This is a genomic window from Nitrososphaera sp. (assembly GCF_037447015.1).
Lineage (GTDB): Archaea > Thermoproteota > Nitrososphaeria > Nitrososphaerales > Nitrososphaeraceae > Nitrososphaera.
The window spans coordinates 30,638-52,561 of sequence record NZ_JBBIHK010000003.1; the positions used below are offsets into that span (position 1 = coordinate 30,638).

Genomic DNA, 21,924 nt, shown 5'->3' on the forward strand with positions numbered 1-21,924 from the left:
TGTAAAGTGCTGTCTTTAGGAACAGAGAGATACCTGTCATGCCAAAAATAACATGTTCAAAGACCCTGTATGCAGCATGATGGTGGGCAAAGATAAAACCCGGTTTGCGTCCAGAGTGGGTGGCAGGACAGTACACACCTGTGCTCAGAAACGTGCAAGTGCAGGTTTGGGGCAGATCCGTCCAGATTCCATACTAATGGAGAATTTCTGGATAAATGTGGAAAAAATCGTTTATAGCAAGATGCAGGTTTGCAGGGTGAACTAGATGGGTAGGCATGAAAAACCGACAGGCACCAAGGCAGGGACAAAATTCATTGCGATAGTGGTAGTAGTTGCAGCGGCTGTGGGGATAGGGCTGGCAGTTTCAGTGGCCGGTGGCGCGCCTCCCGCGACTCCCGGTTCCCGCACCGTGCCGTGGATCCATGTGCACGGTCTGGGCGTCGATCCTTCCGATCCAGGCGTGCTTTACATAGCAACGCACGGCGACTTTTACAAAAGCGTGGACGGCGGCGCCCCCGTAAAGGTCGATAGGCACAGGGCTGACTATATGGCCTTTAACGCGCCGATGGCAAAAGGTGCACCGCTGTACTCGAGCGGGCACCCCTCGACGGGCGGAAACACCGGCCTGATAAGGAGCACGGATGGCGGGGAGACGTGGCAGACTGTCTCGACCGTTTTAGATTCGCCGGTGGACTTTCATGCCATGGCCGTAAGCGCAAGCGATCCGAATATCATAATCGGCTTTGACAGTGGCGGGAGGGGCCTGTTCAAGACCTCGGATGCCGGCCGGACTTGGGAGAGGCTCGACTACCCGGCAGAGTTTGTTACTACGCTAGCAATCGAGCCGGACAACCCTGAAATGATTTTCGCCGGTACGCGTGAAGGAGTGTTCAAGTCTAGCGATGGGGCGGCTAGCTGGACCCTGCTCGACCAATACAGCGGAGCAGCGGTGATGGCGCTTGCCTTTGATGCAGAAGGCAACCTCTACACTTCAACTGAAGAGTTTGGCCTTGCAAAATCGCCGGATCTCGGGCAAACGTGGAAAGGAATCAGCCGCCCGCCCGACAACCTGACGGCCACCTCGATAGCGGTGGATTCCGAAAACAGGGTTCTATACGTGGCAGGGTACGCTGCCCCGCAGGGCTACCAAGAGGTGTTCAGAAGCGATCTCGACGGTTCTGATTGGCATTTGGTGGGCACAAACAAGTAGGCCTTTGCCCAAGGCGCGATCATATGCATGATCTTTTTATGGCTGAAATTCCAATTGCAGACATGGAAATAAGGTGTGCTGATTGCGGCTGCCTGTCTTCTGAGTGCAAGAATAGTTCTTCACCGAAAAAATGCCCCAATTGTACATTAGACGAATGTTGTTGCTGGGCCACGGTCCAGGGTTCCCGTGTCTGAAATTGTGTTTGAGGAAATTTTGAGCGCATAAGCTAGGGAAAAATCTTGACATCCAAGGACCAAAGCCATTGGAGGAGGCAAAAAGACACTTTTTCTTCTTTCAGTTGCAGTGGATGGTCGATAAGGTAACCCGTCTGCCTCCATCCTTGCTGATAGAATTTGACAAAGCCTGTGATGACAGCCTTTTGAGGCTGCCACCACAGGTGGATGTTCTGTAGCTAAACTAGCCTTTGAATTAATTATAAAGCATTTGGTACAAGTCTATAACGGATATGGCCACCCATATCCCGGTCTCCCGACCGCCTACTGTTTGGGATAAAGAAAGAAAATCGTTAACCGCAAACTAAGCGCCAGACACTTACTTTCTGCGAACTCGGCATTGCGAGAATGAAACATGCGCGACCCGCATTATTTGTAATAGTCTGAGGCTCACCTTTCGAGCTATAGCAGCAATATCCACACATACATAATGGATCATTTCCGGTCTCGCATGATGTAGATTGAGGGGGTAAAACACCATGGAGAGGGGAGTGTTTCTTTCAGACAAGGAGGCGGACGAATAAAGTTGATTGCGCCTAAATTTTTTCTATGGCCCAATACTGGTAACCGCGATGGCGCTTTTGGGTGAGAACCTGCCATCGCGAGTTACACGAGAACCTTCTGCAACTCCCTGTATCAAGATGGGAGATATAATGTGTTTGGTACAAGATTGCAATTGTAATCTTGTTGGACTGATCCGAGACTATTGGATCACATTTAATCTGACGCCCTTGCTGGCTTCTTTAATGTCGCAGTATTCCGCACCGATCATCAGGGGGTATCCTGCAACTTTAACGTCTGACGCAAGAGTGAGCACAGGATTATCTCCTTTATTCGACTGGGAATTGAAAGAAAGTACGTCTTGGCTGAAAATGGCGCGGGCCATTTGTGTGTCTGTATCGCCAAGATCGATCTCGGTTTAAGCTGGTCTTTCTTTTGACCATCGTGATTGAGGCCGTGCCATCCTGACAATTATGGCATGCAGATAATCTTGCGGTGTCGCAGTGCACCTTCTTTTACTATTTAGATTCAGTTATTGCAGGCCTCGTTCCTAATTGTGCGTCAATATCTAGAACCTTGCCGTCTCGCAGCACGGTGAGCCTGACGATATCGCCGGCAGATTTCTCCCTCTGCAGATAAACCAAGATGTCCTCAATTTTTCTTACTGTTTTGCCGTCGATTTCGGTTATTACATCTCCTCCAAGTGGTATCTCCCTTCCATCGACGTTAACCGGTTTAGCTTCCCCACCCTTAATTCCGGCCTTAAATGCAGGGCTATCTGGGTTGACGCCTATTACAAGAAAGCCTCTTGGCTCTTTGAGCCCGAGGACTTTGGCTATCCCCGGTGTCATGTCGGTGCCTGTTACGCCAAGCCAGGGATGTTTGAAAGAGCCAGATTCGACAAGTGTTGGTATAACTTTTGTCATGGTCTTTGAGGGAACCGCAAACCCGACGCCGGTGAACTCGCCTGTGGTTGAATATATCGCCGTGTTGATCCCTATCACCTCGCCCCTCATATTGAGAAGGGGTCCGCCAGAGTTGCCAGGATTTATGGGTGCATCTGTTTGTATGACATCGGGGATCGAATATGTGCTGCCCTGATCAGGACCAGACAGATCTGCGGGCAATAGCCTTCCCAATCCGCTAACTATGCCGGTCGTCATTGATCCAGAAAGTCCAAATGGGTTGCCTATGGCAACGACCTGCTCCCCCACTTTTAATTCTGTAGAGTCTGAGAATTTGAGTGGCACAAACTTGTTTTTTGGCGCGCCTTCCACGGAGAGAACCGCTAGGTCCGTATATGGATCCGAACCCACCAGCTTTGCGTTATAGATAGTGCCGTCCGAAAAAGTGACTGCAAGCGAGTCTCCGTGTGCGACAACATGGTTGTTTGTAATTATGTAGCCGTTAAGATCATCATATACAAAGCCAGACCCAAGACCTGAATCAGAGGCATCGGAGTCATGGGCGGTTGTGACTTGAACAACGGATTTCTCTGCCATCTCAAAGATTTCGGGAAGAGTCAAATCCTGTTCTAAGGCAAATGCGGCACCGGGGCTGTTTTCATTCTCCTCCGGTACTGGCGGATTCTCAACTGAAGGTTCCTCAAGGATCGGGGCTGGCCCCGAGTAAGCCACGCGAGAAGCAGAATAGGCCAAAAAAGCAGATGCAATGATAATAATGCCTGCGGCAATGATCGCTGCCGTAGAAGTGACTTTCAAAACGCAATCAAAGTAAATGGCGGCGTTTATAGATTATTTGGTACGATGTTCTAATTGCAGAGTTTCAGTAGATTTGGGTCTTGACTGCTCATTATGGCTAACCTACGTAGCAGCCGCACCTCCTTTCTATCTGCGCTGCTGGATCCATGGTTGGACACCAGCAATTTTGCAAAGGGAGGTCAAAGGACAGAATTTACAAGCACCTCCGGGATTGCAAAGCATTGCACTGCATCCGGACAGCAATAATAATAGTCATAGACATTTAATGCCGCTGATGTCGCAAGATTCAGAACAGAATAGGAGCAGCGCATTGTCCAAGAGTGATGACAAAGCGAGAAAAAAGGAAGCAATCGCTTCTTATTATAATCATTCAGATTTGTCTGCAGAGGCCATCGCTTGGCAGCTAGACATGAGGCTGGACGAAGTTCAAAAAGCAATAGATGAGCTAGCAAAGGACGAGGCTCTGGCATTGCTGGCAGGTCAAGCCACAACCCGGATCGACAAGATCATGACACCGCATGTCGCTAGCCTGGAATCGTCAAAGACTGCGCTTGATGCTGCAGTCATGATGAGCGAGAAGAGAATAAGCAGCATAGTAGTAACCAAGAACGGGCTCCCTTTTGGCATCGTGACTGAGCGCGACATTGTGCGGAAGGTAGATGCAAGAAACAGGTCCCCTCAGGACATAAAGCTAGAAGACATAGCTTCGCATCCTCTCATTGTTGCCGAGCCCGGACTGACGGTCGAAGAGGCTGCAGACTTGATGACAAAGAACAGAATTCATAAACTCCCAATAGTTAGTGCCGCCGGCGAATTGCTTGGCATGGTCACCATAACTGATCTTGCAGCATTTCTCTCGCCCTCAAGGAGACCCGGATTAGCCCTTTCAGTATTGCAGGCAATATCGCGAAGGCAGAATGATTGAGAATTAATTAAATTATTCATATCCCTGCCATGCTCTTGGACAGCATGTCGCCCATGCTCTCCAGATACGAGTCGACGTCCATCTCGATGACCCTGCCGGCGTCGATGTTGATGATGTATATCGTGTGCAGCCGGGCGTTCAGGATCTCTTCCTCTTCCACGGGCGGGTTGCGGTAGTACCTGTCGCAGAACGCCTTTAGCTCTGCCACGTCGGCAGGATCCCTGTCCCGTGGCGGCAGGCGGAACAGCTTTGGGATGGGGAGAACGCTGACAGGCGGCGTGGCAAGTATGAACTTGTTTGCGTGCTTGCTATAGCGCGCAACCTTGCTTGCTATCCTTGCCGCGTAATACGCAAGAGGGTCTAGCGCGTGCTCGGGCGGGATAAAGCCTGTCTCTATCTCCACTATCGCGGCGCCGTCCCCCTTGGTCGCATAAACGTCGCACACAAGTATATCGGTCAGCTGCTTTTCCACGTCGACCGTGTACCCGTCCCGTATCAGGTGGAGGGCGCAGACCAGCTCCATCGCCGAGTGGTTTATCTTGACCAGGTTTTTCTGGTAGAGCTCTATCAGCCGCCTCCTCACAAAATCCAGCCGCTCCATGTTTTCGGCCGGCTCGCCGGCGGACATGCGGACGCACAGGGACGCGACATCTGCCGTGAAACGCTCCAGATCCAAGCTTCTGTCTGTTACTGTGGGTGCATGTGGCTTTAAAGATTGTCTGGCCGCTGCTGCTACTACTACTATAGCAGCAGGCCTGCTCTGCGCCGGCGCGGCGGAAACACCAAGTACGTAGATATTCACACTAATCTTTTTATAGAAACTGCTGCGAGATAGCACGGTGTGACAGGACTTGCCTCAAGGTTCTGATCCTGTCCTTGTTGAAGGTACAAAGCTCCGGACGATCCTTGAGAAGGTGCTTGAGCCCTTTGGCGAGGCCGGCCGGCGCTACATCATGGAAGACATCCAGGAGCATGGCATAGCGTTTGACCACTCGCTCTATACGCTTGCGCAGGTTGAAGAGGCGCTCTCTGTGATAGGCAGGGACGCCGCGGCCATACTGATGGGGCACATACGCAAAGAGCTCGAGAAAAACAGCAGCAGGTAGGGTTTCAGGCTTTGACCACGTTCTTGGCGGCAAGCCTGATGTCGTCGGGCTTGATGGTCTTTCTGCCGGCGTGGACAGACAGCTCGGCTGCCTGGCGGGCGATCCTCTCTGCGACCTCCTCTATCACCTTGCGCAGCTCGTCAGCCGCGTCGTCGCTCACCCTTTCGGCGCCGGACTTTTTCATGATGCGGTGCATGGCTGCAAGGCCGAACTCTGGGCCGGAGGACGAAGATGAGGAGGAGGACGATGACATTTTGCTATTTCACCATCTTGGTTGGCGCGCTGGGGTTAAAAGTTTATTTTCGCTCCAGCGGCAGACTCACTCTGGCATTGCACTCCTCCTTCCTGTACGACGTGCACGTGCACCTCACAGACGCCGAGTACGCCGGCTATACCGATCACATAGTCGCGTCGCTCAGGGCCATGAGAATAGTCGCCTGCTCCGTGTCGGTGGACGTCGCAAGTTCAAGGAGGGGCCTTGAGCTCTTTGGCCGCCACAGAGACGCAGTAAGGCAGTTTGTGGGCATCCACCCCGAGTTTGCCGCCCGTGAAAGCGTGGACGAATTTTCAGAACTTGCGCGCGCCAACGAGGACATGATAGACGGCATAGGCGAGATAGGGCTTGACGGCACGTACGAGTCGGAAAGGGGCGTGCCCTACGGGAAGCAAAAGCAGGTCTTTTCGGCCATGCTATCTGTCGCAGAGTCGCTGCGCAAGCCCGTGTCAATACACTCGCGCCGGGCGCTTGACGACATACTGGACATGCTGCCTTCATACAAGATTGAAAGCGCCCTGCTGCACTGGTTTGCAGGGAGCAAAAAGCAGCTTGCAAGGTCGATGGACATGGGGCTGTACGTGTCGTACGGGCCGGCGCTCGTGTACTCGGAGGACAAAAAAGTCCTGCTAAGGAACACGCGGCAGGACAGGTTCCTAGTAGAGACTGACGGCCCCGTCCGCTATCCCAGGTGTTTTGAGGGCAGGCCGGCGCTCCCCACGTCGTTCCTTGCAAGTGTGGTCGCCTCTGCGGCGCACACCCTGAGGCAGACGTTTGAAGAGACGGCGGCAACCCTCGAAAGGAACTCGCAGGCTTTTCTAGCCGCTACAACCGGCACCTGACAACAACAATTATAAATTAAAGAAGGGCTCGGTTTTCCGGATTAATGAACCGAATAAAGCGCATATCGACGGAGCTCCTGGAAAAGTACCCGAACAAGTTCGGGCTCGAGTTTGACGCTAACAAGAAGGCCCTCAACGAGGTTGCAGTCGTCAAGTCCAAGGTGCTCAGGAACGAGCTGGCAGGGTACATAACCTCCTACCTTCGCAAGCAGGCCGCGCAGGAGAAGGCATCGTCTGCAATGGCCGAAGAAGAGGAAGAGAGCCTCGAAGAGTCGGACCAGGAAACACCCTCAGCTTCTGCAGCAGCAGAAGAATGATCCGGATAAGGCTCCTTGGCGGGGCCAAAAAGGCTGTCGGCAGGCCCTCTGTCGAGCTCGACAGGCCCGAGTCCTCTGTTTCTGAAATTTTAAAGTTTCTGCAATCCAGCGCGCAAGAGCCCCGGCTTTTGGAGCCGGAAAACCTCATAGTCGCCGTGAACGGCGTCGACTCGCAGGCGCTCGACGGCGCGCTGACGGTGGCAAGGAGCGGCGACTTGGTCACTGTAGTGACGGTGGTGCACGGTGGCAGCAGACGACAACAATAACGATAACGCAGTGGTGTTTCTGATTGCAGCCATAAGGCCGGTCAAGGCCGGCGCCGGCAAGTTCATAGACCGCATGCGCGCTCAAAACCCTAACGTGCACGTCCAGGCCGTCGACGCGCAGGCGGTATTTGGGCGCGACCACGCAGAGGGCGTGCTGCACATCGCCCTTGAGGCGTACAGGCGTGGCGTAATGATTGCGGGCAAGGTCGAGACTGAAATCCTGCTCAGGGCGGCGTGCACGGACCAGATTGCCGACGCGCTGAAAAAGGCGGGGCTAAAGGACGGCAGGCCCGGCTGCGTGATCGCCTTTTCAGACGACAAAAAGGCAATAGAAGAGCTGGGCTCCTACCTTGAGAAAGTGGCAGGGCTTGACGATGACGACGGCGCCATCCTGCCCACGCCGGAAAAGCGGAAAAAGCTTGCAAAAGAGCACGGCATAAAGAACGAGGGCAGGCTGCTCGAGTCGCTTTTGGAAAAGGCGGCCATACTTGTGAAAGGCTAGCCGCGCTTTTCCACGACCGCGCTGAACATCTGGCCGGGCCTGAGCACCGACACGCCGGCGTGCCGGCCGATTATCTCTACCAGCACGATCCAGTCAGGGTTGTCCAGGTTCACCTTGCGCTTGATTGCCTCTGCGACATAGTCGATTATCTCCCTTGAATGGAGCGGACTGTGCCTCTTTTCCACCGTTATGCGGAACGTTTCATCCGTGCCCATCTTTTTGGAGGCAAGCTCGCCTGCGGCGCCCTGTATGTCTTCAAGCTCTACCGGCGCCGGCACCACCTTCTCCACCGGCAGGGCCCGCAGTATGTAGCGCACCTGCCACGGCTCCTGCGCCACCAGCTCTTTCAGTCTTTCAACTACCCGGAAGGGGTCGGCCGACGTGCGCACGAGTATCAGGCCGGTCACGTGCGTTATCTCGGCCTCGGCGTCCGGGTCGCCAAACCCGTCGAGGATGTCGAGGACCTCGTTGCAGGCGTCTTCCTCCCGGAAGCGGAACGTCGACACTATCAGGTTAAAAGAACCATCAACCACCATTTTGATCATCAGAAAGCGCGGCCATTATCGCGTCGGCAGGTACTGCGCCCTGCCGGGCTATTGTGGGTTTTGATCCGCCGGTAATATCGACGATGGTGGACTCGACGCCTGCGCCCCCTGTGGCGGTCCCGTCTTTTTCGGCTGCAAGCAGCGCGTCATAGCCGGAAAGCGACTCTGCGACCTGCCGCGCCGTCCTGCACGACCCGCCGCCTGAGGGGTTGGCGCTCGTGCCTACCAGCATCCGGCACTGCCGCAGCAGAGCAAGGACGCAGTCGTTTGCAGGCACCCTGACTGCAAGGCTGTCCTTCCCGGCAGTCACCCTCGGCGATATTTTTTTGTCCTTGAGCGGGGCGACGATGGTGAGTGCGCCGGGCCAGAACAGGGCAGCAAGGCGCCTGCCTGCGCCGCCAAGCTCGACCAGCGACTCTGCCACATGCACGTCTGCGACCAGAACAGGAAGGGGCTTGCGCTCGTCCCGCCCCTTTATCTCAAACACCCTTGCGACTGCCCTGCTGTCGTACGGGTCGCACCCGATGCCGTACACCGTGTCTGTCGGGAACACGACCACGCCGCCGGCCTTTACCAGCCGGGCGCACTCTGAAACGTCTGACGGAGAGGAGCAGTCAAGGAATTTCTTCTTGTCTTGCAACCGGCGATCATCAATCCAGCTTTACTATTGCCGCCACGTCTTTGGCGGCCGCTTTTTTCAGCTCGTCCCGCACCGCCTTTGACACGTGCTCTGGCGCCGTGAGGCTTGAAAAGTCCATCAGCTTGACGCCGTCGAGTATGTGCACCTGCGGCGCAAGGTCTTTGCCGCTGTCCCGGTGGTTTCTCAGGAACTCGTCGACCCTGTCTGCCACCTCGTCAGGGTCGCCGTTGAATATCGCGGCGTTGTCAACCGACAGCCGGACCCGGCCGTACCTGTCGAGCACGAGCACCGGCTGCCTTTTTGATTTCAGGAACAGCTTTTTCCTGCTCGTCTCGCACGCAAATATGTGGTAGTTCTTCATGTCAAATATCCGCTCGACGCCCTCGTTCACGCCGAACAGCTCGCAGGCAAGCACGTGCGCGTCGCTTTCGTTGATCTCTTGCGCGTTGGCAGTCCCTATGTCAAGCGACACGTTGCCCATCGCAGTCACGCGCAGGAGCGACCGTTCGCTTATGTATTCGGACTGGATGGTTATCGACTCGGCAAGGGCGCCCCGCTCAAGGGCCGCCTTTTTCACCTGCTCTGCAAGCGCGCTGATGTCTTCTGGCATCGGCCTGCTCACCGTCTTTTCCACCTCTTCGTGTATCATAGCCGCTGCGACCCCGATGGACGATATCACCTCTGCGTGCTCGGCTATCCTGCTCTGCAGCTGCAGCTTTCTGGCAATGTACGGCACGAGCACGGACGCGCCGCCCCCGCCCCCGATGAACACGGTGCGCTCTTTTTTCAGCTTGTACTCCTTTATCATGGGCTCGACTATCTCTATCACCTTTTTTGCAGCCGCGTCCAGTATCATGGTCGCGGCCTGCTCGGCAGTCGTGCCAAGCCGGGACGCAAGTATGGACAGCGCGATTTTTGCAGATTCCTGGTTTGCCCGGGCATAGTCGCCTTCCGGCACGAGGCCAAGCGCGTTTGCCGCGCACGTGTTTGTTATCGCGTATCGCTTGCCCCCCGCCGTCTCTATGGCGACATAGTCTATCGGGTCGCCCTCTTTTGGGCTGAAGGTTATCACCTGCCCGCCCTCCAGCTCTTCCGGCAAGGCAAAGCACGAGTAGGGCAGGCCGGCGATGTGGGCAGACCTTGGCCCCACGTCTGTCACCTTGCGGCCGGACCACCGGACAAGCGAGCCTCCGGCGACTCCGGCGACGCGCACGTCAAGCGAGCGGATGCACGTCGGGTGCTGCATTATCGTCACGTAGCGGATCTCTGGCCTGCCGTCCTTTATCACGCAGACGTTTGTGGACGTGCCGCCCACCTCGACAAAGACGCCGTCTATCACGCGCAGGTGCAGGAGAGCGCCTGCAACGCTTGCGGCCGGCCCGGACAGGACGGTGATGATGGGCTTGCTCTGAAAAGTGGCCATGTTGGTCACGCCGCCGTCGCCCTTCATTATCAGGACCGGCGCTTTGATCCCCTCGTTCCTGACGGCAGACTCGACATAGCGCGCAGTCGCAGTCGCCTTGGGCAGTATGCCGGCGTTTATCGCAGCAGTCAGCGTCCTTATCTCCAGGCCATAAATGCCGGTCAGCTCGTGGCCGGCAGTAGCAGGCACGTCTGCCTTTTGCATCACAAACTGCTCGTTGCTAGGGTCGTCGACTCCGTACGCCTCGCTCACCACTATCACCTCGGCCCCCTCCCTCTTCAGCTCGGCTATGGTGTCTTCGACCTGCCTGTCTTCCAGGTACTTGGAAGTGTCCAGGAACCTGTAGCAGGTGCGCAGGTACTTGTTTGGCGCAAGCTCGACATCGCGCACGTTGGTGCGCTTGACCACGTTTGATTTTTCAAGGCCGACGCCCATTCCCACTATGCCCACCTTGGCCGTGTCCCCCTCGAGCAGGGCGTTCACGGCCTGCGTGGTGCTGTGCGAAATCAGCTCTATCTCTGAATCAGAAATGTCGTGTTTTTGCATCAGCGTCTTGAGCGCCTGGACGATGCCGGTGGACACTCCCTCGCTTGAAGAATGCGTCGTCGGGACAGTCACCTTGCCGACTATGTTGCCGGCCGCCATGTCGATGGCGACTGCCTTGGTGAACGTGCCCCCAACGTCGATGCCGACCCGTATGCGTCTCATGATGTATTAGGCAAGCCTAAGACGGCTGATTCTAATTTAAACTCTGTGCGGAGGGGCCCTGTCAAATTAGCAGCTGATAATACATTCTCTCTTAGCGCACTGTCCGCCGCAGATTTGACAGCGTCTAAAAAATAAAAGGTTATGAGAGGCGGGTGTTACCCTCACCTCTTGTCGTGCCTTTGTTGTTCTTTGTAGGATCTTGCGTCCCATCATAGAAGATGTCCGTCATACTGGGCGCTTGCCCATCAGCTCTTTTGCCTCCCGAACATGTACCTGGCGGACCCTTGATGGTGGCCTTTTCCCCTTCTGCCCGCCGAAAAGCAGCATCAGACAGTGCATTAAAGAACTAACCCAAGAAAAAGAAATCGCTATAAACAGACAACGCCCGATTTGCAGGGCGCAGGAAAGCTGCTGCTGTTGTTGTTTTCTTTCCCGCCGCACTTTGCTGTCCGCCGTCGCCATCTGATATAAAAGAACAATTATTTTCGCTGTTTTCCACTGGAAACGCGCGCTAGCGCTTTTTACGATGGCGGGGCCCCTCTCTCTCCACACTCGCGCGCTTACCCGTGCGTCTGCTCAAGCACCATGTACAGGTCTTCGCCGGTGTCATAGTACAGCCAGCCGCCGGATTCGTACCGTATGCGCTGCGAGTCCTCCCCGTCAAACTGGCCGTCAAGCGTCCTGTCTATCATGACGTACACGCCGTTTGCGCTGTTGCCGCCAGAGTACTTTACCCCGATCCTGTCGCCGGCCTGTATCGTGTACAGCTCGTTGTTTGCAAGCCTGAACTCGTAGTCGCTGTACGAGGTCGACACTGACGCGGCGTCTATGCTCCCAAACAGCTTTGTGACGGCCAGGTCTTCTTTGTCGATGATCCCCACCTGCACCGTCCCGGTGGGCGACCCCATCCGGGCAAGGCCCAGGGTGATGCGGTCTATCCTGTCGCCCACCAGCTGCGACGACGATGTGACATATTCTGCGTTGACCGGCCTGCCAGAGTACAGGAGCGAGCCCCACGAGGTCGAGGTGTCAGACATGTGCGTTATCGGGTATTGTGGCGACGGTGACGGGGATGGTGACGGGGATGGTGACGGAGGAGGAGGCTGTTGCGACGCAGTCCTGTAGACGGCAGTCAGCACAACGTCCGAGTTGAGCGCCAGCGTGCGCGGGTTTGCAGTCGAGCCGTCGGACCACCTGTCAAAGTAATAGCCGCCATAGTTGCCCATCGTGACCGAATACTGCTGGCCCGACGCAAGCTCGAACGTGGACGGCGAGTAGCCCGTGTCCACCACAGAGCCGGCGCTGTTTCGGACCACCGTCCAGTAGCCTGTCAGGGCGTTGCCGCCTGCGTCCTGCGTCCTCACGGTCAGGCCATAGCTTGCAGGAGGCGAGGCCGCCACTTCGACATAGTTGGCCGTGTACGTCGTGGCAGACGGTGGCGTGCTTATTTTGTGCGTCGCCGCCCCGCCGTCCGACCACGACTGGAACTGGTACGTCCTGCCGCTGACCGTCTGCTGCGCCGTCGCCGCAAGCGTCCGCTCGATGCCGGCCACCCCGACAAAAGAGTACGGGGCCGTGCGGGGCGAGCCGTCCAGCTCTAGCTGCACGCCGGGCACGTTTGACGCAAGCGTTATCGTGGCCTTGTTCGGCACGAGGTCGCGCGTGACAGTCGTGGCAAGCCCTGACGAGTCTGTCACCGTGAGGTAGATGCGGTACCAGACGTCGTCCGAAGTCTCGCCGGCAGTCGGGATGGTAAAGGTGCCGCTCTTTACCCCGTCAAACTGCATGAACGGGTGCGTGTGTGTATTGTGGTGAAAGAGCACGGCCCACTTGAAGGCGCTTGCAGGCATGCTGGAGCCGTCCTGCGCGTCCGTCGCAGAGCCGGCAAACGAGATGACGCTACCGCCGCTGTACCTTGCGCCTGCTGCGGGCGAGCTTATCGTGGCAGAAGGCGGGCTCCCCACGGTGATTGCCACGGAGGCGGTGTCAGAGCCGCCCCTGCCGTCCCGCACGGTCAGCGTGGCCGTGTAGGAGCCGGCAGGCGCAAAGGTGTGCGACACTCTGGCGCCGGCCGCCGACGTGCCGTCTCCAAAGCTCCAGCTGAAGGTCAGCGCGTCGCCGTCGGGGTCGGTGCTTGACGAACCGTCAAAGCTCACCGCAAGGGGCGCGGCGCCGGACGTCGGGCTTGCAGACGCCCGGGCGTCAGGGGCCCTGTTTGAGCCGCTGGCATTGTTGTAAGACACCTTGCGCACCTCGCCAGCCATTATGGAAAGGTAGTAGAGGCTGCCGTCCGGCCCCACCTTGACGTCGACGGGAGTGTTGGCGCCGGCGATAAAGTCCATCGCCTGGCTGCTGCCTGGAGGCAAATACTTTACAAACCCGGCCACATAGTCGCCAAAAAAGTAGGCGCCCCTGTACGTCGACGGGAACTGCGTGCCAGAGTAGAACGCGCCCCCGGCTATCGACCTGCCGCTTCCTGCGTGCGCGTAGGCGTACAGCGGGTTTGTGTAGGCAGGGTTTGAGCAAGGGCCCTCGCAGGCGGGCCAGCCATAGTTGGCCCCTGCCCTTCCCACGTTCACCTCCTCCCAGCTGTCCTGCCCCACGTCGTTGATGTACATCCTGCTGCCATCCAGCGGCGAAAAGGCAAACGTGAACGGGTTGCGCAGGCCAAGGGCCCACACCTCCTTCCTTGCGTTTGCGGTGTTGTAGAACGGGTTGTCGGCAGGTATCGTGCCGTCCCGGTTGATGCGCAGGATCTTGCCAAGGCGCGAAGAGAGGGACTGCGAGTTTGACGGGCTGCCGTTGTCGCCAGTAGCGACGTAAAGTTTGCCGTCAGGTCCAAAGTGTATGGCGCCCCCGTTGTGCCAGGCCGGGCCAAGCGCCTCAAGGTTCAATAGCTGGAACTCGCTCCCTGCAAGGGCCCTGTCCGGGTTTGCAGGGTCTGCGGTGAACCGGCTGACCCTGTTGTGGACGGACGGGCTCGTCGCCGTGTAATAGACATAGACGTATCCGTTTGAGCTGAAATCAAGGTCGAGGGCGACGCCAAGCAGCCCGCGCTCGCCTGTCGGGTCCACGGCCAGCGACACAAACGGGGTGGAGAGCAGGACGCCGTTCTTTATCACCCGCAGCTTGCCTCCCTGCTCGGCGACGAAAAGCCGGCCGTCCGGCGCAAACTCTATCGCAGTGGGATAGGAGAGGCCGGCGGCAAGCCGGGTGTCGACAAACCCTGCAGGCACCGCGGCTGCAGCAGCCTCGGCAGCAGGGATTGAGGGCATGGAGGGCAGGGACAGCGAAGAAAAAGAAGAAAAGAGAAGGAGGAAGAGCATCGCAAGCGCCGCTGTTGTTGCGGCAAGTGGCGCGCCCAAAGTCATGGCTCATCACAGCTTTTGAAGATTGAAAAGACTTGCCGTACTTGAGTACAGGAATCTTTTATGATGATCAACTATATTGTTGACATGGAGGCAGCTCAGGGTGCAAAACACATCATGCAATATGTCAGCTCCGTCTAGACTCTTCATTGCCGCCTCCACTCCTGCCAGATGCAGGACATCATAATTGAGTGTTGTTTATTACGGGGTCGCACGCAACCGCCTGCGTGGTAAAAAAGACCATATACGGCAGGTGCCCCAAGTGCAAGGCTAAGGGCGACCTTGTGGTCCTGTCAGGCGACCCGGGCCGGGAGAAGTTCAGGTGCAACCAGTGCTACCACGTCTTTGGGATGGACGAGCTTTGAGATGATCTACTGCTGCCAGGACGGCCACATCTCTTTTTCCAAACAGCTCTATTCGTGCGGCATGAAGGGCTGCGGCCTCCCTGTCGAAACCGTGAGCGACGAGGACATCGAGTGGTTCTACAGGATAAGCGCCGGCGGGCTTGCCATCAACGAGCGCGACCTGCACATGATCCTGGAAGACAGGAACATGCCCAGAAAGGTCAAAGAGGCCGTGAGAAGGGTCTTCCCAGGGATTTAACACCGCTACTGCCGACGGCCGAGATATTCTTCTTTATCTTTCTTGCGGCGTGGGTGCCGTGTTTTCTTGCCGCCACCTGCACCTTCCTAGTGGTCATGATGATGGTGGTGTTGAGCATCGCCACGGCTGCGCCCTGGACCAGCTTTTCTGCGTACATGCCTTCGAGGAAAAAGATGAGCGAGCTGGTCTTTGAAAAGAACGCAATCCCCACCTTTATCACAAAGAACTTGCGCGTGCCCATCGTCATTGCGACTATTGCCCTGCCGCCCCTTCTCTTTTGCAGCGGCTGGCCTATGACGCCGGCGATCACTATCTGCGCGCGCTCGGCCACCCCCATGAGCCGGATGGAGAGCATGCTGAACAGTATCCCGACGAAAGCGATGGTGCCCAAGTGTAGATAGGAGTCGGGATCTGCCGATTTAACAGGCCAAGCTAAAACAGTTAAAGCTGACCCGTAGCTTGGCCGAGCTTACAAATACCGGAGTGCGTCGTCGATGCTTGCCACCTCGACGACCGACATGCCGTACCTCTCTTCTGTTGCAGGCGAGAGCGGCTTTTGCTCGCTTGTGCACGAGCGGTAGACAAACGGCCCCTCCTGGCGCTCCTGGCAGCTCTGGGACGTGTACGTGGCCTCGCCCTTGGGCACCAGAAAGGTCTTGGCGCCGTATTCGCCTGCCGCTATGGCTTTCTCCGGCACGCCGCCAACCCTGCCGATGGTGCCGTCCGGCTCTATAGTGCCTGTGATGAGCACGCTGTTGTCCAGCTTTTTCGACTGCAGCTCTGATATCAGGAGCACCGTCATGGCCGCGCCGGCGCTTGGCCCGTCGACTGCCCGAAGATCGCTATCGCCGGCTTGGGAGGAAGAAGGAGTAATTGAGAATATCACGTCTTTTTTGGACATGTCCACGTCTGGCACATGCTCCTGAGCCACCTTGACGGCAGTCCTTGCAGATGTTTGGAAGTCGACGCCGGCTGGCAGCTCCGTGTTCACAAGGACGAGCCCGGTGCCGTCGCGCACGTCGACTGTGATGTTCATTACTACCCCCTCGTACTGGGTGCGCTGGAAGAACCCGTCGCTCACCACTATCGACCTCACCGCCACGGCGGCTATCGTCTGGCTGCTGCTCTGCGGCCTCTGGCCCGGGGGAGGAGCGGCGGGCGCAGCCTGCGCCGGAGGCTGCTGCTCTTGTTGCTGCGGCGGTGCTGGTGGCGGCGGCTGGGAAGCAGGCTGCTGCTGTTGTTGTTGCTGCTGTTCCTGCCGCGCCTTTTCCAGCGCCGAGACCTGCGCTCGCAGGTCAGAGACTGTCCGGCCAAGGTCGCCGGCCTGCCTGTACAGGTAATAGTTTGCAAAGAGCGAGACGGCAAGGATTGCCACAAGTGCGGCCGCAAGCGCATTCTTCAATGCCCCACTAGCACCGCCGCCACATTTGGCTCTACGCGTATATTTACCTAGACCGACACATTAACAAACCCCCTCAAGCAGAACAATGCCTGCCATACACCACATGGAAAACAAGCACAAGGAGCTTTGCACCCGTATTTTGGGCCTGGACCGCTCCATCCGCTTTGCCGGCCTTGTAGACCACCTCGGCTCGCTCCTTGCGACAGCGTACAGGGAGGGCCTGACGCCCCTTGCGTCCCGCGAAGAGACGGAAAAGTTTGCCAGCCAGGCCGTCTACATGACTGGCGCGCTCGGAGTCGGCCTGAGCTCCAGGATAGGCAAGGTGCAGTACGTGGTGGGCAGGTACGAGAACCTGTTCAGGGCGACGGTGCCCGTGATAACAGACAGGTACGACAAGTTTTACCTTATGCTCTCTTTCGACGTCGGGACAGACGTCGTCTCGACGGTCGAGGGCAAGGTCATCCCCTTCATAGAGGCCAACAAGGCCGACCTTGCCTAGCTCTGCTGCTATTGCTCCCTTCCTTTCTTTGGCATCGACGCCACTATGGACTGCAGCTCTGCCACGAGCGCGTCGGCGGACTTGATCTCTGTCAGCGGGCGCACCGTGCGCTCCACAAGCGGCATCGAGGGCAGCAGGAACAGGATGTGCTGGAGCTCCTCGTTCGAGGCGACGTCGAGCACCATCATGCCGCCGGGCGCGTCTGCAAACGCGTAGGCGAACTTTAGCTTGCCCTGCTCCCTGAGCCCGTCATAGTTGGCAAAGGTCTGCTGCAGCATCTTCATCTGGCCGACGGCGATGTCAGGCTGGACGAACTCTAGCTTTACCATGTCGATGACAAGAAACAACATATGTGTGCAGGGTAAGAATGGCACCCGCAGGCGGATAAGGCTATCGGTGAGTTATTATTCCGGCCGCTGCGCAAAATAAGACACAAAAAGAGACATGATGTCGTCATCTACAGAATCGCTCCGCAACGACCACTTTCTCATTGAAAAGATGATGAGGGCGCTCAACACCACCGCAGAGCTGCTAAAGGCAGGCAAGAGCATCCCGGCGCCGTTCCTAGAACAGGCAATCGACTTTACAAAGAATTTCACAAACGTCTGCCACCACGGCAAGGAGGAAGACACGCTGTTCCCGACGCTTGAAAAAGGAGGCATGCCCCGCCAGGGAGGCCCAATAGCAAGGATGCTCTTTGAGCACGAGATTACCAAGCAGCTTGCAGAAAAGATGGATGCCTCTGCCAAGGCGTACATACAGACCGGCGACCCGGCCCAGCTTGTGGCAGACATTTCTGCATACACCGAGCACGTCTCTGCCCACCTGACCAAGGAGAATTTCAGGCTGTTTGTCATGGCAGACATGATGCTGCAGGGCAAGGCCGCGCAGGTGGGAAAAGAGCTTGCCGAGACGGAGGAGGCCAAGCTAAAGGCCCTCGGCAAGACCCGCAGCCACTACGAGCAGCTTGTAGACCAGTATGACGCAGAAATGATAAAGAAAAAGCAACAATAACGATGATAATAATAGCAGCGTGTCATGTCTAGCAGCAACAACAACGCCAGCGTCAGTGGCGGCAAAAAGAGAAAAGACGACGAGATTGCCGGGATGCTGGACGAGCTGCACGCCCACTACCTGAAAGGAAACGAGTACGACGAAGGTGACCCCATCTTTTACCGCATAAACTACCGGCTTGCAGAGACGTTTGCCCTGGGCAAGGAAGAGGCTGAAAAATACCATGCGCAGTACCACAGTGCCAGACCGAGGAGGGTCTCGGAGGGCTTTTGCGACTATTGCGGCAAGGTAGTTACGATAATCCCCATAATCTATGGGGTGCAGGAGAGCGACATGGCGCGCATGGAGGCGGCGCAGGCAGAGGGCAGGCTGATAATAGGCGACATGGAAAAGGTGCGCCATGGCGGCAAGGTAGCCATGTTTGGCTGCAGGGTCTGCAAGGGCGCGCTTGAAAAGTACGGCACGATCTGACTCTACACATCTCCTTGCTCGCATCACCACCGCTGGCAGATAGAGGCAGCGGCGTCAAACATGAAAAACAGTAAAGTTGTTATCCCCTGGCAGCGAGATCCGCGGTGTGGTGCACACCGCAGTCAGCACGGGCGTCGCGTTCGGGATACTCTTTGTGGCAGTAGGGGCCTCTTTCTATTACGCTAGCGGAAACCCTGTGACTGTGACTGTCACGGGCGAGCCATGGGCAGGTTTTGATGGAGTGACTGTCACGCCCCAGATCGCACAGGATCAGAGTCTTGCAGAGGCCAGAGGCGTCCTCGTGACGGTGGTTACGCCAAACAGTCCGGCAGACAGGGCGGGGCTCAGGGCAATAGAAAGGGTTGACGAAATCGATGGCAGGAAGGTGCCTGTAGGTGGCGATGTCATCATTGCGATAGACGGCAGGCAGATAGATGTCAGGGAGGATATCAGGGCAGCACTTGCAGACAAGCATGTCGGCGACAGAGTGACCTTTACAGTCCTGAGAAACAGTGGCAGCGTCAGTGCAAACCTCACGATAACTCTGGGCGAAAGGCCGCAGGGCGCACAGTGAGACAGCAGCCTGTAGACCAGACGTGTAATTATAAGCAAGAAACGGCCACCCATATCCGACAGCATGGGAGAGAAGAACAAGAGCAGAATAGTCACTACGCCGCCGGGCCCGAAAGCTGCGCATATCATCGAGTCTTTGAAAAAGAACTGCTACGACTCGACGTTCACCTACCCGCTCGTCATCGAAAACGGCGGGGGCTGCTACATAACCGACCCCGACGGCAACACGTTCCTCGATTTCACTTCAAACATTGGCGCCTGCCCGCTGGGCTATTCTCACCCTGCAATAATGCAGGTCCTGTCAGAGATGTCAAAAAACGGCGCGCACAAGATAGCCGGCCAGGACTTTTACTGCAAAGAGCACGCCGAGATAGCCGAGAAGTTTTTGTCCATACTGCCGCCAGGGTTCAAGGCGTTCTTTGTGAACTCGGGCGCAGAGGCAGTCGAGAACGCCATCAAGATAGCGTACCGCAGGCGCATGGCACAGGGGCTGCCAGTGCTCCCGGGTGTTTCCTGCGTTGGCGCCTTCCACGGCAGGACGCTTGGAGCCCTCTCATTCACGTTCAGCAAGCCGGTGCAAAAGGCCGGCTTTCCAGAGCTCCCCGTGATCAGGATAAGGTTCTGCACCGACGACTCTGACCCAGAGATAGACGCGGCTGAAAAAATCCTGCAGCAGAACAAGGTCGCGTTTGTCATCAGCGAAGTGGTGCAGGGCGAGGGCGGATACAACTTTGCCAGCCAGAAATTTGTAAAGAACCTGCGCGCCGCCACCAGGGCACACGGCGTGCCCTTCATACTCGACGAGGTGCAGTCCGGGATGGGCAGGACGGGCAGGTGGTGGGCCCACGAGCACTATGGCGTCGAGCCGGACATCATGAGCGCCGCCAAGGCACTGCAGGTGGGCGCCGCTGCGTTCAGGGCGCCAGAGTACGAGCCGGACCAGCAGGGCGTGCTTTCAAGCACGTGGGGAGGCGGGAGCAGGATAGACATGGCTGTCGGCGCCGCCACCATCGAGGCCATCAAGGGCGGGCGGCTGCTTGAAAACGCGGCAGAGATGGGCGGGCGGCTGAAAAAGGGGCTGCAAGAGCTCGTCGGCGGCAGGGGAGGGGTGACGCAGGTGAGGGGCATCGGGCTCATGGTGGGAATAGAGTTTGAGGACAAGGTGCGCCGCGACGCGGCCCTTGCGGCCCTTTTCAGGAACGGCCTGCTGCTCCTGCCGGCAGGTCAGAAGGCGATGCGCGCCATCCCGCCCCTTGTCATAGGCAGAGAAGAGGTGGACGAGGGGATAGAGATAATGTCCGGCGTTCTCGGCTAGTAGGCGGCGTACTGGTCGCCGAGCACCCCTGACGCTATCTTTAGCTCGAGCACCTCGTTTGCGCCCTCGTATATCGTCGTGGCCCGAGTGTCGAGGAAATGGCGCGCCACTCTGGCAGTCTTGCGGTACCCCGCCGAGCCAAAGACCTGCACCGACCTGCTTGCGCACTCGAACGAGCGGTTGCTTGCGTGGAACTTGGCCACAGCAGCAAGCATGTCGGCCTCGGCGCGCAGGGCCGAATACTCTTTGTTGCCCCTGCCGAGCTCGTCGAGCCAGCCTTCGTTCCCCCGCTGCTCCTGCTTTAGCTGCTCGACGTATTCGTGCAATTTTTGCCTCGCAGCCGCCGCCCTGTAGGTCAGCCAGCGCGAGCTCTGTATGTCGACTGCCATGCGGGCGATGTGCTCCTGCACCAGCTGCTTTTTTGCAAGTGGCGCGCCGTGCTGCTCGCGCGATTTTGCGTATTCTGTGCACTCGGCCAGGCAGTCCTCCATCACGCCGACTGCGCCTGCCGCGACAGAGAGTCGGCCGTCTATGAGCGCGCTGTACGCGATGCTCAGGCCCTGCCCCTTTTTGCCAAGCAGGTTCTTTTTCGGTATCCTGCAGTTATCGAAGTGGACCTCGGCGTTCTTGACGGTCAGCAGGCCGACCTTGTTCTTCATCTCCTCGGTGCGCAGGCCCGGCGAGCCCCGCTCCACTATGAAGGCCGAGACCCTGCCTGTGGAAGGGTCCTTGGCATACGCGGTCATGACGCCGGCAAACGTGCCGTTTCCTATCCAGTGCTTGCGGCCCTTTAACACGTAGGAATCGCCCTCCTCTGCAAAAGTGGTGGTCATGGACGCAGGGTCGCTTCCTGCCGCCGGCTCTGTCAGCGCAAAGGCCATTATGCTGTCGCCCCTGGCCGCCGGCGGCAGATACTGCTTTTTTTGCTCCTCGCTTGCCCACCCCTGCAGCACAAGCTGCCCTATAGAGATGTGGACGGAGAAAAAAGTGCGAAGCGAGCTCCCCTCCCGGCCGATGCGCTCAATGGCAAGGGCGTAGGTGAGCATGTCAAGGCCAAGCCCGCCGTACTTTTTCGATACCGGGCAGCCGAGCATCCCTATCTTGGAAAACGCCGGCACGACCTGGTCGTTCAGCTTTTCTGCAAGGTAGCTTTCCTCCTCGTGCGCCCTGACCGACCTGCACGCGCCGTCCACCCTGTCGAGGAACTGCGCCTGCTCCTGCGAGAGCTCAAAGTTCATCTGCGAGATGTTGGAATACGACAAACTGATCTGTCACGCCACTAGGTTGCCGGCGTAGATATAAAAGCAAGACTGGGCCCCGGACATGGCAGCGGTGGCGGCAGCGACAAAAAGAGAAATGAAGTTTGAAGATTTTGCAGTCGGGCAGGTGTTTACGTCATCGTTTGCGATAACCGAGCAGGACTTTGCGGCCTACATCTCGTTTGCCCGCACAAGGAACGTGCTGCA

General features: G+C 57.2%; 27 protein-coding genes. 14 read left to right on the forward strand and 13 right to left on the reverse strand.

Going from position 1 to position 21,924, the window contains the following annotated elements; all coding sequences use genetic code 11:
* Positions 1–265: 265 nt before the first annotated feature.
* Entirely contained in the window at positions 266–1,210 is a 945-nt protein-coding gene (locus tag WKI84_RS01845) for a F510_1955 family glycosylhydrolase (RefSeq protein WP_337861811.1), read from the forward strand.
* A 936-nt stretch (positions 1,211–2,146) separates the two neighbouring features.
* Here the strand turns inward: WKI84_RS01845 and WKI84_RS01850 are convergent.
* Positions 2,147–2,329 carry a hypothetical protein gene (locus tag WKI84_RS01850; RefSeq protein WP_337861812.1) on the reverse strand — a complete coding sequence of 61 codons (183 nt, stop codon included), beginning with the start codon at positions 2,327–2,329 and terminating at the stop codon, positions 2,147–2,149.
* A 133-nt stretch (positions 2,330–2,462) separates the two neighbouring features.
* Entirely contained in the window at positions 2,463–3,665 is a 1,203-nt protein-coding gene (locus WKI84_RS01855) for a trypsin-like peptidase domain-containing protein (protein ID WP_337861813.1), read from the reverse strand.
* Between the two features lie 265 nt (positions 3,666–3,930).
* On the opposite strand from WKI84_RS01855, the gene WKI84_RS01860 reads away from it, so the two are divergent.
* Positions 3,931–4,590 carry a CBS domain-containing protein gene (locus WKI84_RS01860; protein WP_337861814.1) on the forward strand — a complete coding sequence of 220 codons (660 nt, stop codon included), beginning with the start codon at positions 3,931–3,933 and terminating at the stop codon, positions 4,588–4,590.
* A 16-nt stretch (positions 4,591–4,606) separates the two neighbouring features.
* Here WKI84_RS01860 and WKI84_RS01865 read toward each other — a convergent pair whose 3' ends face one another.
* Positions 4,607–5,266 (reverse strand): hypothetical protein, encoded by a 660-nt coding sequence (locus WKI84_RS01865; RefSeq protein WP_337861815.1) that lies wholly within the window; start codon positions 5,264–5,266, stop codon positions 4,607–4,609.
* Positions 5,267–5,441: 175 nt separating this feature from the next.
* Between WKI84_RS01865 and WKI84_RS01870 the strand changes: the two genes are divergently transcribed.
* Positions 5,442–5,696: a hypothetical protein gene (locus WKI84_RS01870; protein ID WP_337861816.1), complete on the forward strand. Its 255-nt coding sequence runs from the start codon at positions 5,442–5,444 to the stop codon at positions 5,694–5,696.
* 4 nt (positions 5,697–5,700) lie between these two features.
* On the opposite strand, the gene WKI84_RS01875 is transcribed toward WKI84_RS01870, so the two are convergent.
* Positions 5,701–5,949, reverse strand: a complete 249-nt coding sequence (locus tag WKI84_RS01875; RefSeq protein WP_337861817.1) for a histone — start codon at positions 5,947–5,949, stop codon at positions 5,701–5,703.
* A gap of 77 nt (positions 5,950–6,026) precedes the next feature.
* Between WKI84_RS01875 and WKI84_RS01880 the strand changes: the two genes are divergently transcribed.
* From WKI84_RS01880 to cgi121, 4 genes are read left to right on the forward strand one after another with little or no spacing between them, the layout of a single operon-like run.
* Positions 6,027–6,812, forward strand: a complete 786-nt coding sequence (locus tag WKI84_RS01880) for a TatD family hydrolase (protein WP_337861818.1) — start codon at positions 6,027–6,029, stop codon at positions 6,810–6,812.
* Positions 6,813–6,856: 44 nt separating this feature from the next.
* Complete coding sequence (locus tag WKI84_RS01885) at positions 6,857–7,129, forward strand: 30S ribosomal protein S17e (protein ID WP_337861819.1); 273 nt, start codon at positions 6,857–6,859, stop codon at positions 7,127–7,129.
* Positions 7,126–7,395, forward strand: coding sequence for a MoaD/ThiS family protein (locus WKI84_RS01890; RefSeq protein WP_337861820.1), 270 nt, complete (start codon positions 7,126–7,128; stop codon positions 7,393–7,395). Before WKI84_RS01885 ends, WKI84_RS01890 begins: the two co-directional genes overlap by 4 nt.
* On the forward strand, positions 7,373–7,897 hold the full coding sequence (gene cgi121, locus WKI84_RS01895) for a KEOPS complex subunit Cgi121 (RefSeq protein WP_337861821.1): 525 nt from the start codon (positions 7,373–7,375) through the stop codon (positions 7,895–7,897). Before WKI84_RS01890 ends, cgi121 begins: the two co-directional genes overlap by 23 nt.
* Here the strand turns inward: cgi121 and WKI84_RS01900 are convergent.
* The 5 genes from WKI84_RS01900 to WKI84_RS01920 all read right to left on the reverse strand — a co-directional run bounded on the left by WKI84_RS01900 (position 7,894) and on the right by WKI84_RS01920 (position 14,584).
* Positions 7,894–8,433, reverse strand: a complete 540-nt coding sequence (locus WKI84_RS01900; protein ID WP_337861822.1) for a THUMP domain-containing protein — start codon at positions 8,431–8,433, stop codon at positions 7,894–7,896. The genes cgi121 and WKI84_RS01900 overlap by 4 nt on opposite strands.
* A complete protein-coding gene (locus WKI84_RS01905; RefSeq protein ID WP_337861823.1) occupies positions 8,423–9,082 on the reverse strand; it encodes an L-threonylcarbamoyladenylate synthase in 660 nt (219 codons plus the stop codon). Before WKI84_RS01905 ends, WKI84_RS01900 begins: the two co-directional genes overlap by 11 nt.
* A gap of 10 nt (positions 9,083–9,092) precedes the next feature.
* Positions 9,093–11,213, reverse strand: coding sequence for a hydantoinase/oxoprolinase family protein (locus tag WKI84_RS01910; RefSeq protein WP_337861824.1), 2,121 nt, complete (start codon positions 11,211–11,213; stop codon positions 9,093–9,095).
* Positions 11,214–11,559: 346 nt separating this feature from the next.
* Positions 11,560–11,712 carry a hypothetical protein gene (locus WKI84_RS01915; RefSeq protein ID WP_337861825.1) on the reverse strand — a complete coding sequence of 51 codons (153 nt, stop codon included), beginning with the start codon at positions 11,710–11,712 and terminating at the stop codon, positions 11,560–11,562.
* A gap of 61 nt (positions 11,713–11,773) precedes the next feature.
* Positions 11,774–14,584 carry a PQQ-dependent sugar dehydrogenase gene (locus tag WKI84_RS01920; protein ID WP_337861826.1) on the reverse strand — a complete coding sequence of 937 codons (2,811 nt, stop codon included), beginning with the start codon at positions 14,582–14,584 and terminating at the stop codon, positions 11,774–11,776.
* Positions 14,585–14,772: 188 nt separating this feature from the next.
* Here WKI84_RS01920 and WKI84_RS01925 point away from each other — a divergent pair, with 188 nt between their 5' ends.
* Positions 14,773–14,946: a hypothetical protein gene (locus tag WKI84_RS01925; protein WP_337861827.1), complete on the forward strand. Its 174-nt coding sequence runs from the start codon at positions 14,773–14,775 to the stop codon at positions 14,944–14,946.
* 1 nt (position 14,947) lies between these two features.
* Entirely contained in the window at positions 14,948–15,184 is a 237-nt protein-coding gene (locus WKI84_RS01930; protein WP_337861828.1) for a hypothetical protein, read from the forward strand.
* Here WKI84_RS01930 and WKI84_RS01935 read toward each other — a convergent pair.
* Together WKI84_RS01935 and WKI84_RS01940 are read right to left on the reverse strand one after the other, a co-directional pair.
* Complete coding sequence (locus tag WKI84_RS01935) at positions 15,147–15,575, reverse strand: hypothetical protein (RefSeq protein ID WP_337861829.1); 429 nt, start codon at positions 15,573–15,575, stop codon at positions 15,147–15,149. The genes WKI84_RS01930 and WKI84_RS01935 overlap by 38 nt on opposite strands.
* A 78-nt stretch (positions 15,576–15,653) precedes the next feature.
* Complete coding sequence (locus WKI84_RS01940) at positions 15,654–16,586, reverse strand: S16 family serine protease (protein ID WP_337861830.1); 933 nt, start codon at positions 16,584–16,586, stop codon at positions 15,654–15,656.
* A 103-nt stretch (positions 16,587–16,689) separates the two neighbouring features.
* Here WKI84_RS01940 and WKI84_RS01945 point away from each other — a divergent pair, with 103 nt between their 5' ends.
* On the forward strand, positions 16,690–17,085 hold the full coding sequence (locus tag WKI84_RS01945) for a hypothetical protein (protein WP_337861831.1): 396 nt from the start codon (positions 16,690–16,692) through the stop codon (positions 17,083–17,085).
* Between the two features lie 8 nt (positions 17,086–17,093).
* Here the strand turns inward: WKI84_RS01945 and WKI84_RS01950 are convergent, their stop codons facing one another.
* Positions 17,094–17,435, reverse strand: a complete 342-nt coding sequence (locus tag WKI84_RS01950) for a muconolactone Delta-isomerase family protein (RefSeq protein ID WP_337861832.1) — start codon at positions 17,433–17,435, stop codon at positions 17,094–17,096.
* Positions 17,436–17,529: 94 nt separating this feature from the next.
* Between WKI84_RS01950 and WKI84_RS01955 the strand changes: the two genes are divergently transcribed.
* The 4 genes from WKI84_RS01955 to WKI84_RS01970 all read left to right on the forward strand — a co-directional run bounded on the left by WKI84_RS01955 (position 17,530) and on the right by WKI84_RS01970 (position 20,458).
* On the forward strand, positions 17,530–18,099 hold the full coding sequence (locus WKI84_RS01955; protein ID WP_337861833.1) for a hemerythrin domain-containing protein: 570 nt from the start codon (positions 17,530–17,532) through the stop codon (positions 18,097–18,099).
* 24 nt (positions 18,100–18,123) lie between these two features.
* Positions 18,124–18,570, forward strand: a complete 447-nt coding sequence (locus WKI84_RS01960; protein ID WP_337861834.1) for a hypothetical protein — start codon at positions 18,124–18,126, stop codon at positions 18,568–18,570.
* A gap of 106 nt (positions 18,571–18,676) precedes the next feature.
* Positions 18,677–19,144, forward strand: a complete 468-nt coding sequence (locus tag WKI84_RS01965) for a PDZ domain-containing protein (protein ID WP_337861835.1) — start codon at positions 18,677–18,679, stop codon at positions 19,142–19,144.
* A gap of 63 nt (positions 19,145–19,207) precedes the next feature.
* Positions 19,208–20,458 carry an aminotransferase class III-fold pyridoxal phosphate-dependent enzyme gene (locus WKI84_RS01970; RefSeq protein ID WP_337861836.1) on the forward strand — a complete coding sequence of 417 codons (1,251 nt, stop codon included), beginning with the start codon at positions 19,208–19,210 and terminating at the stop codon, positions 20,456–20,458.
* Here the strand turns inward: WKI84_RS01970 and WKI84_RS01975 are convergent.
* Positions 20,455–21,720 carry an acyl-CoA dehydrogenase family protein gene (locus tag WKI84_RS01975; RefSeq protein ID WP_337861837.1) on the reverse strand — a complete coding sequence of 422 codons (1,266 nt, stop codon included), beginning with the start codon at positions 21,718–21,720 and terminating at the stop codon, positions 20,455–20,457. The two genes, WKI84_RS01970 and WKI84_RS01975, sit on opposite strands and share 4 nt — an antisense overlap.
* Positions 21,721–21,924: the final 204 nt, after the last annotated feature.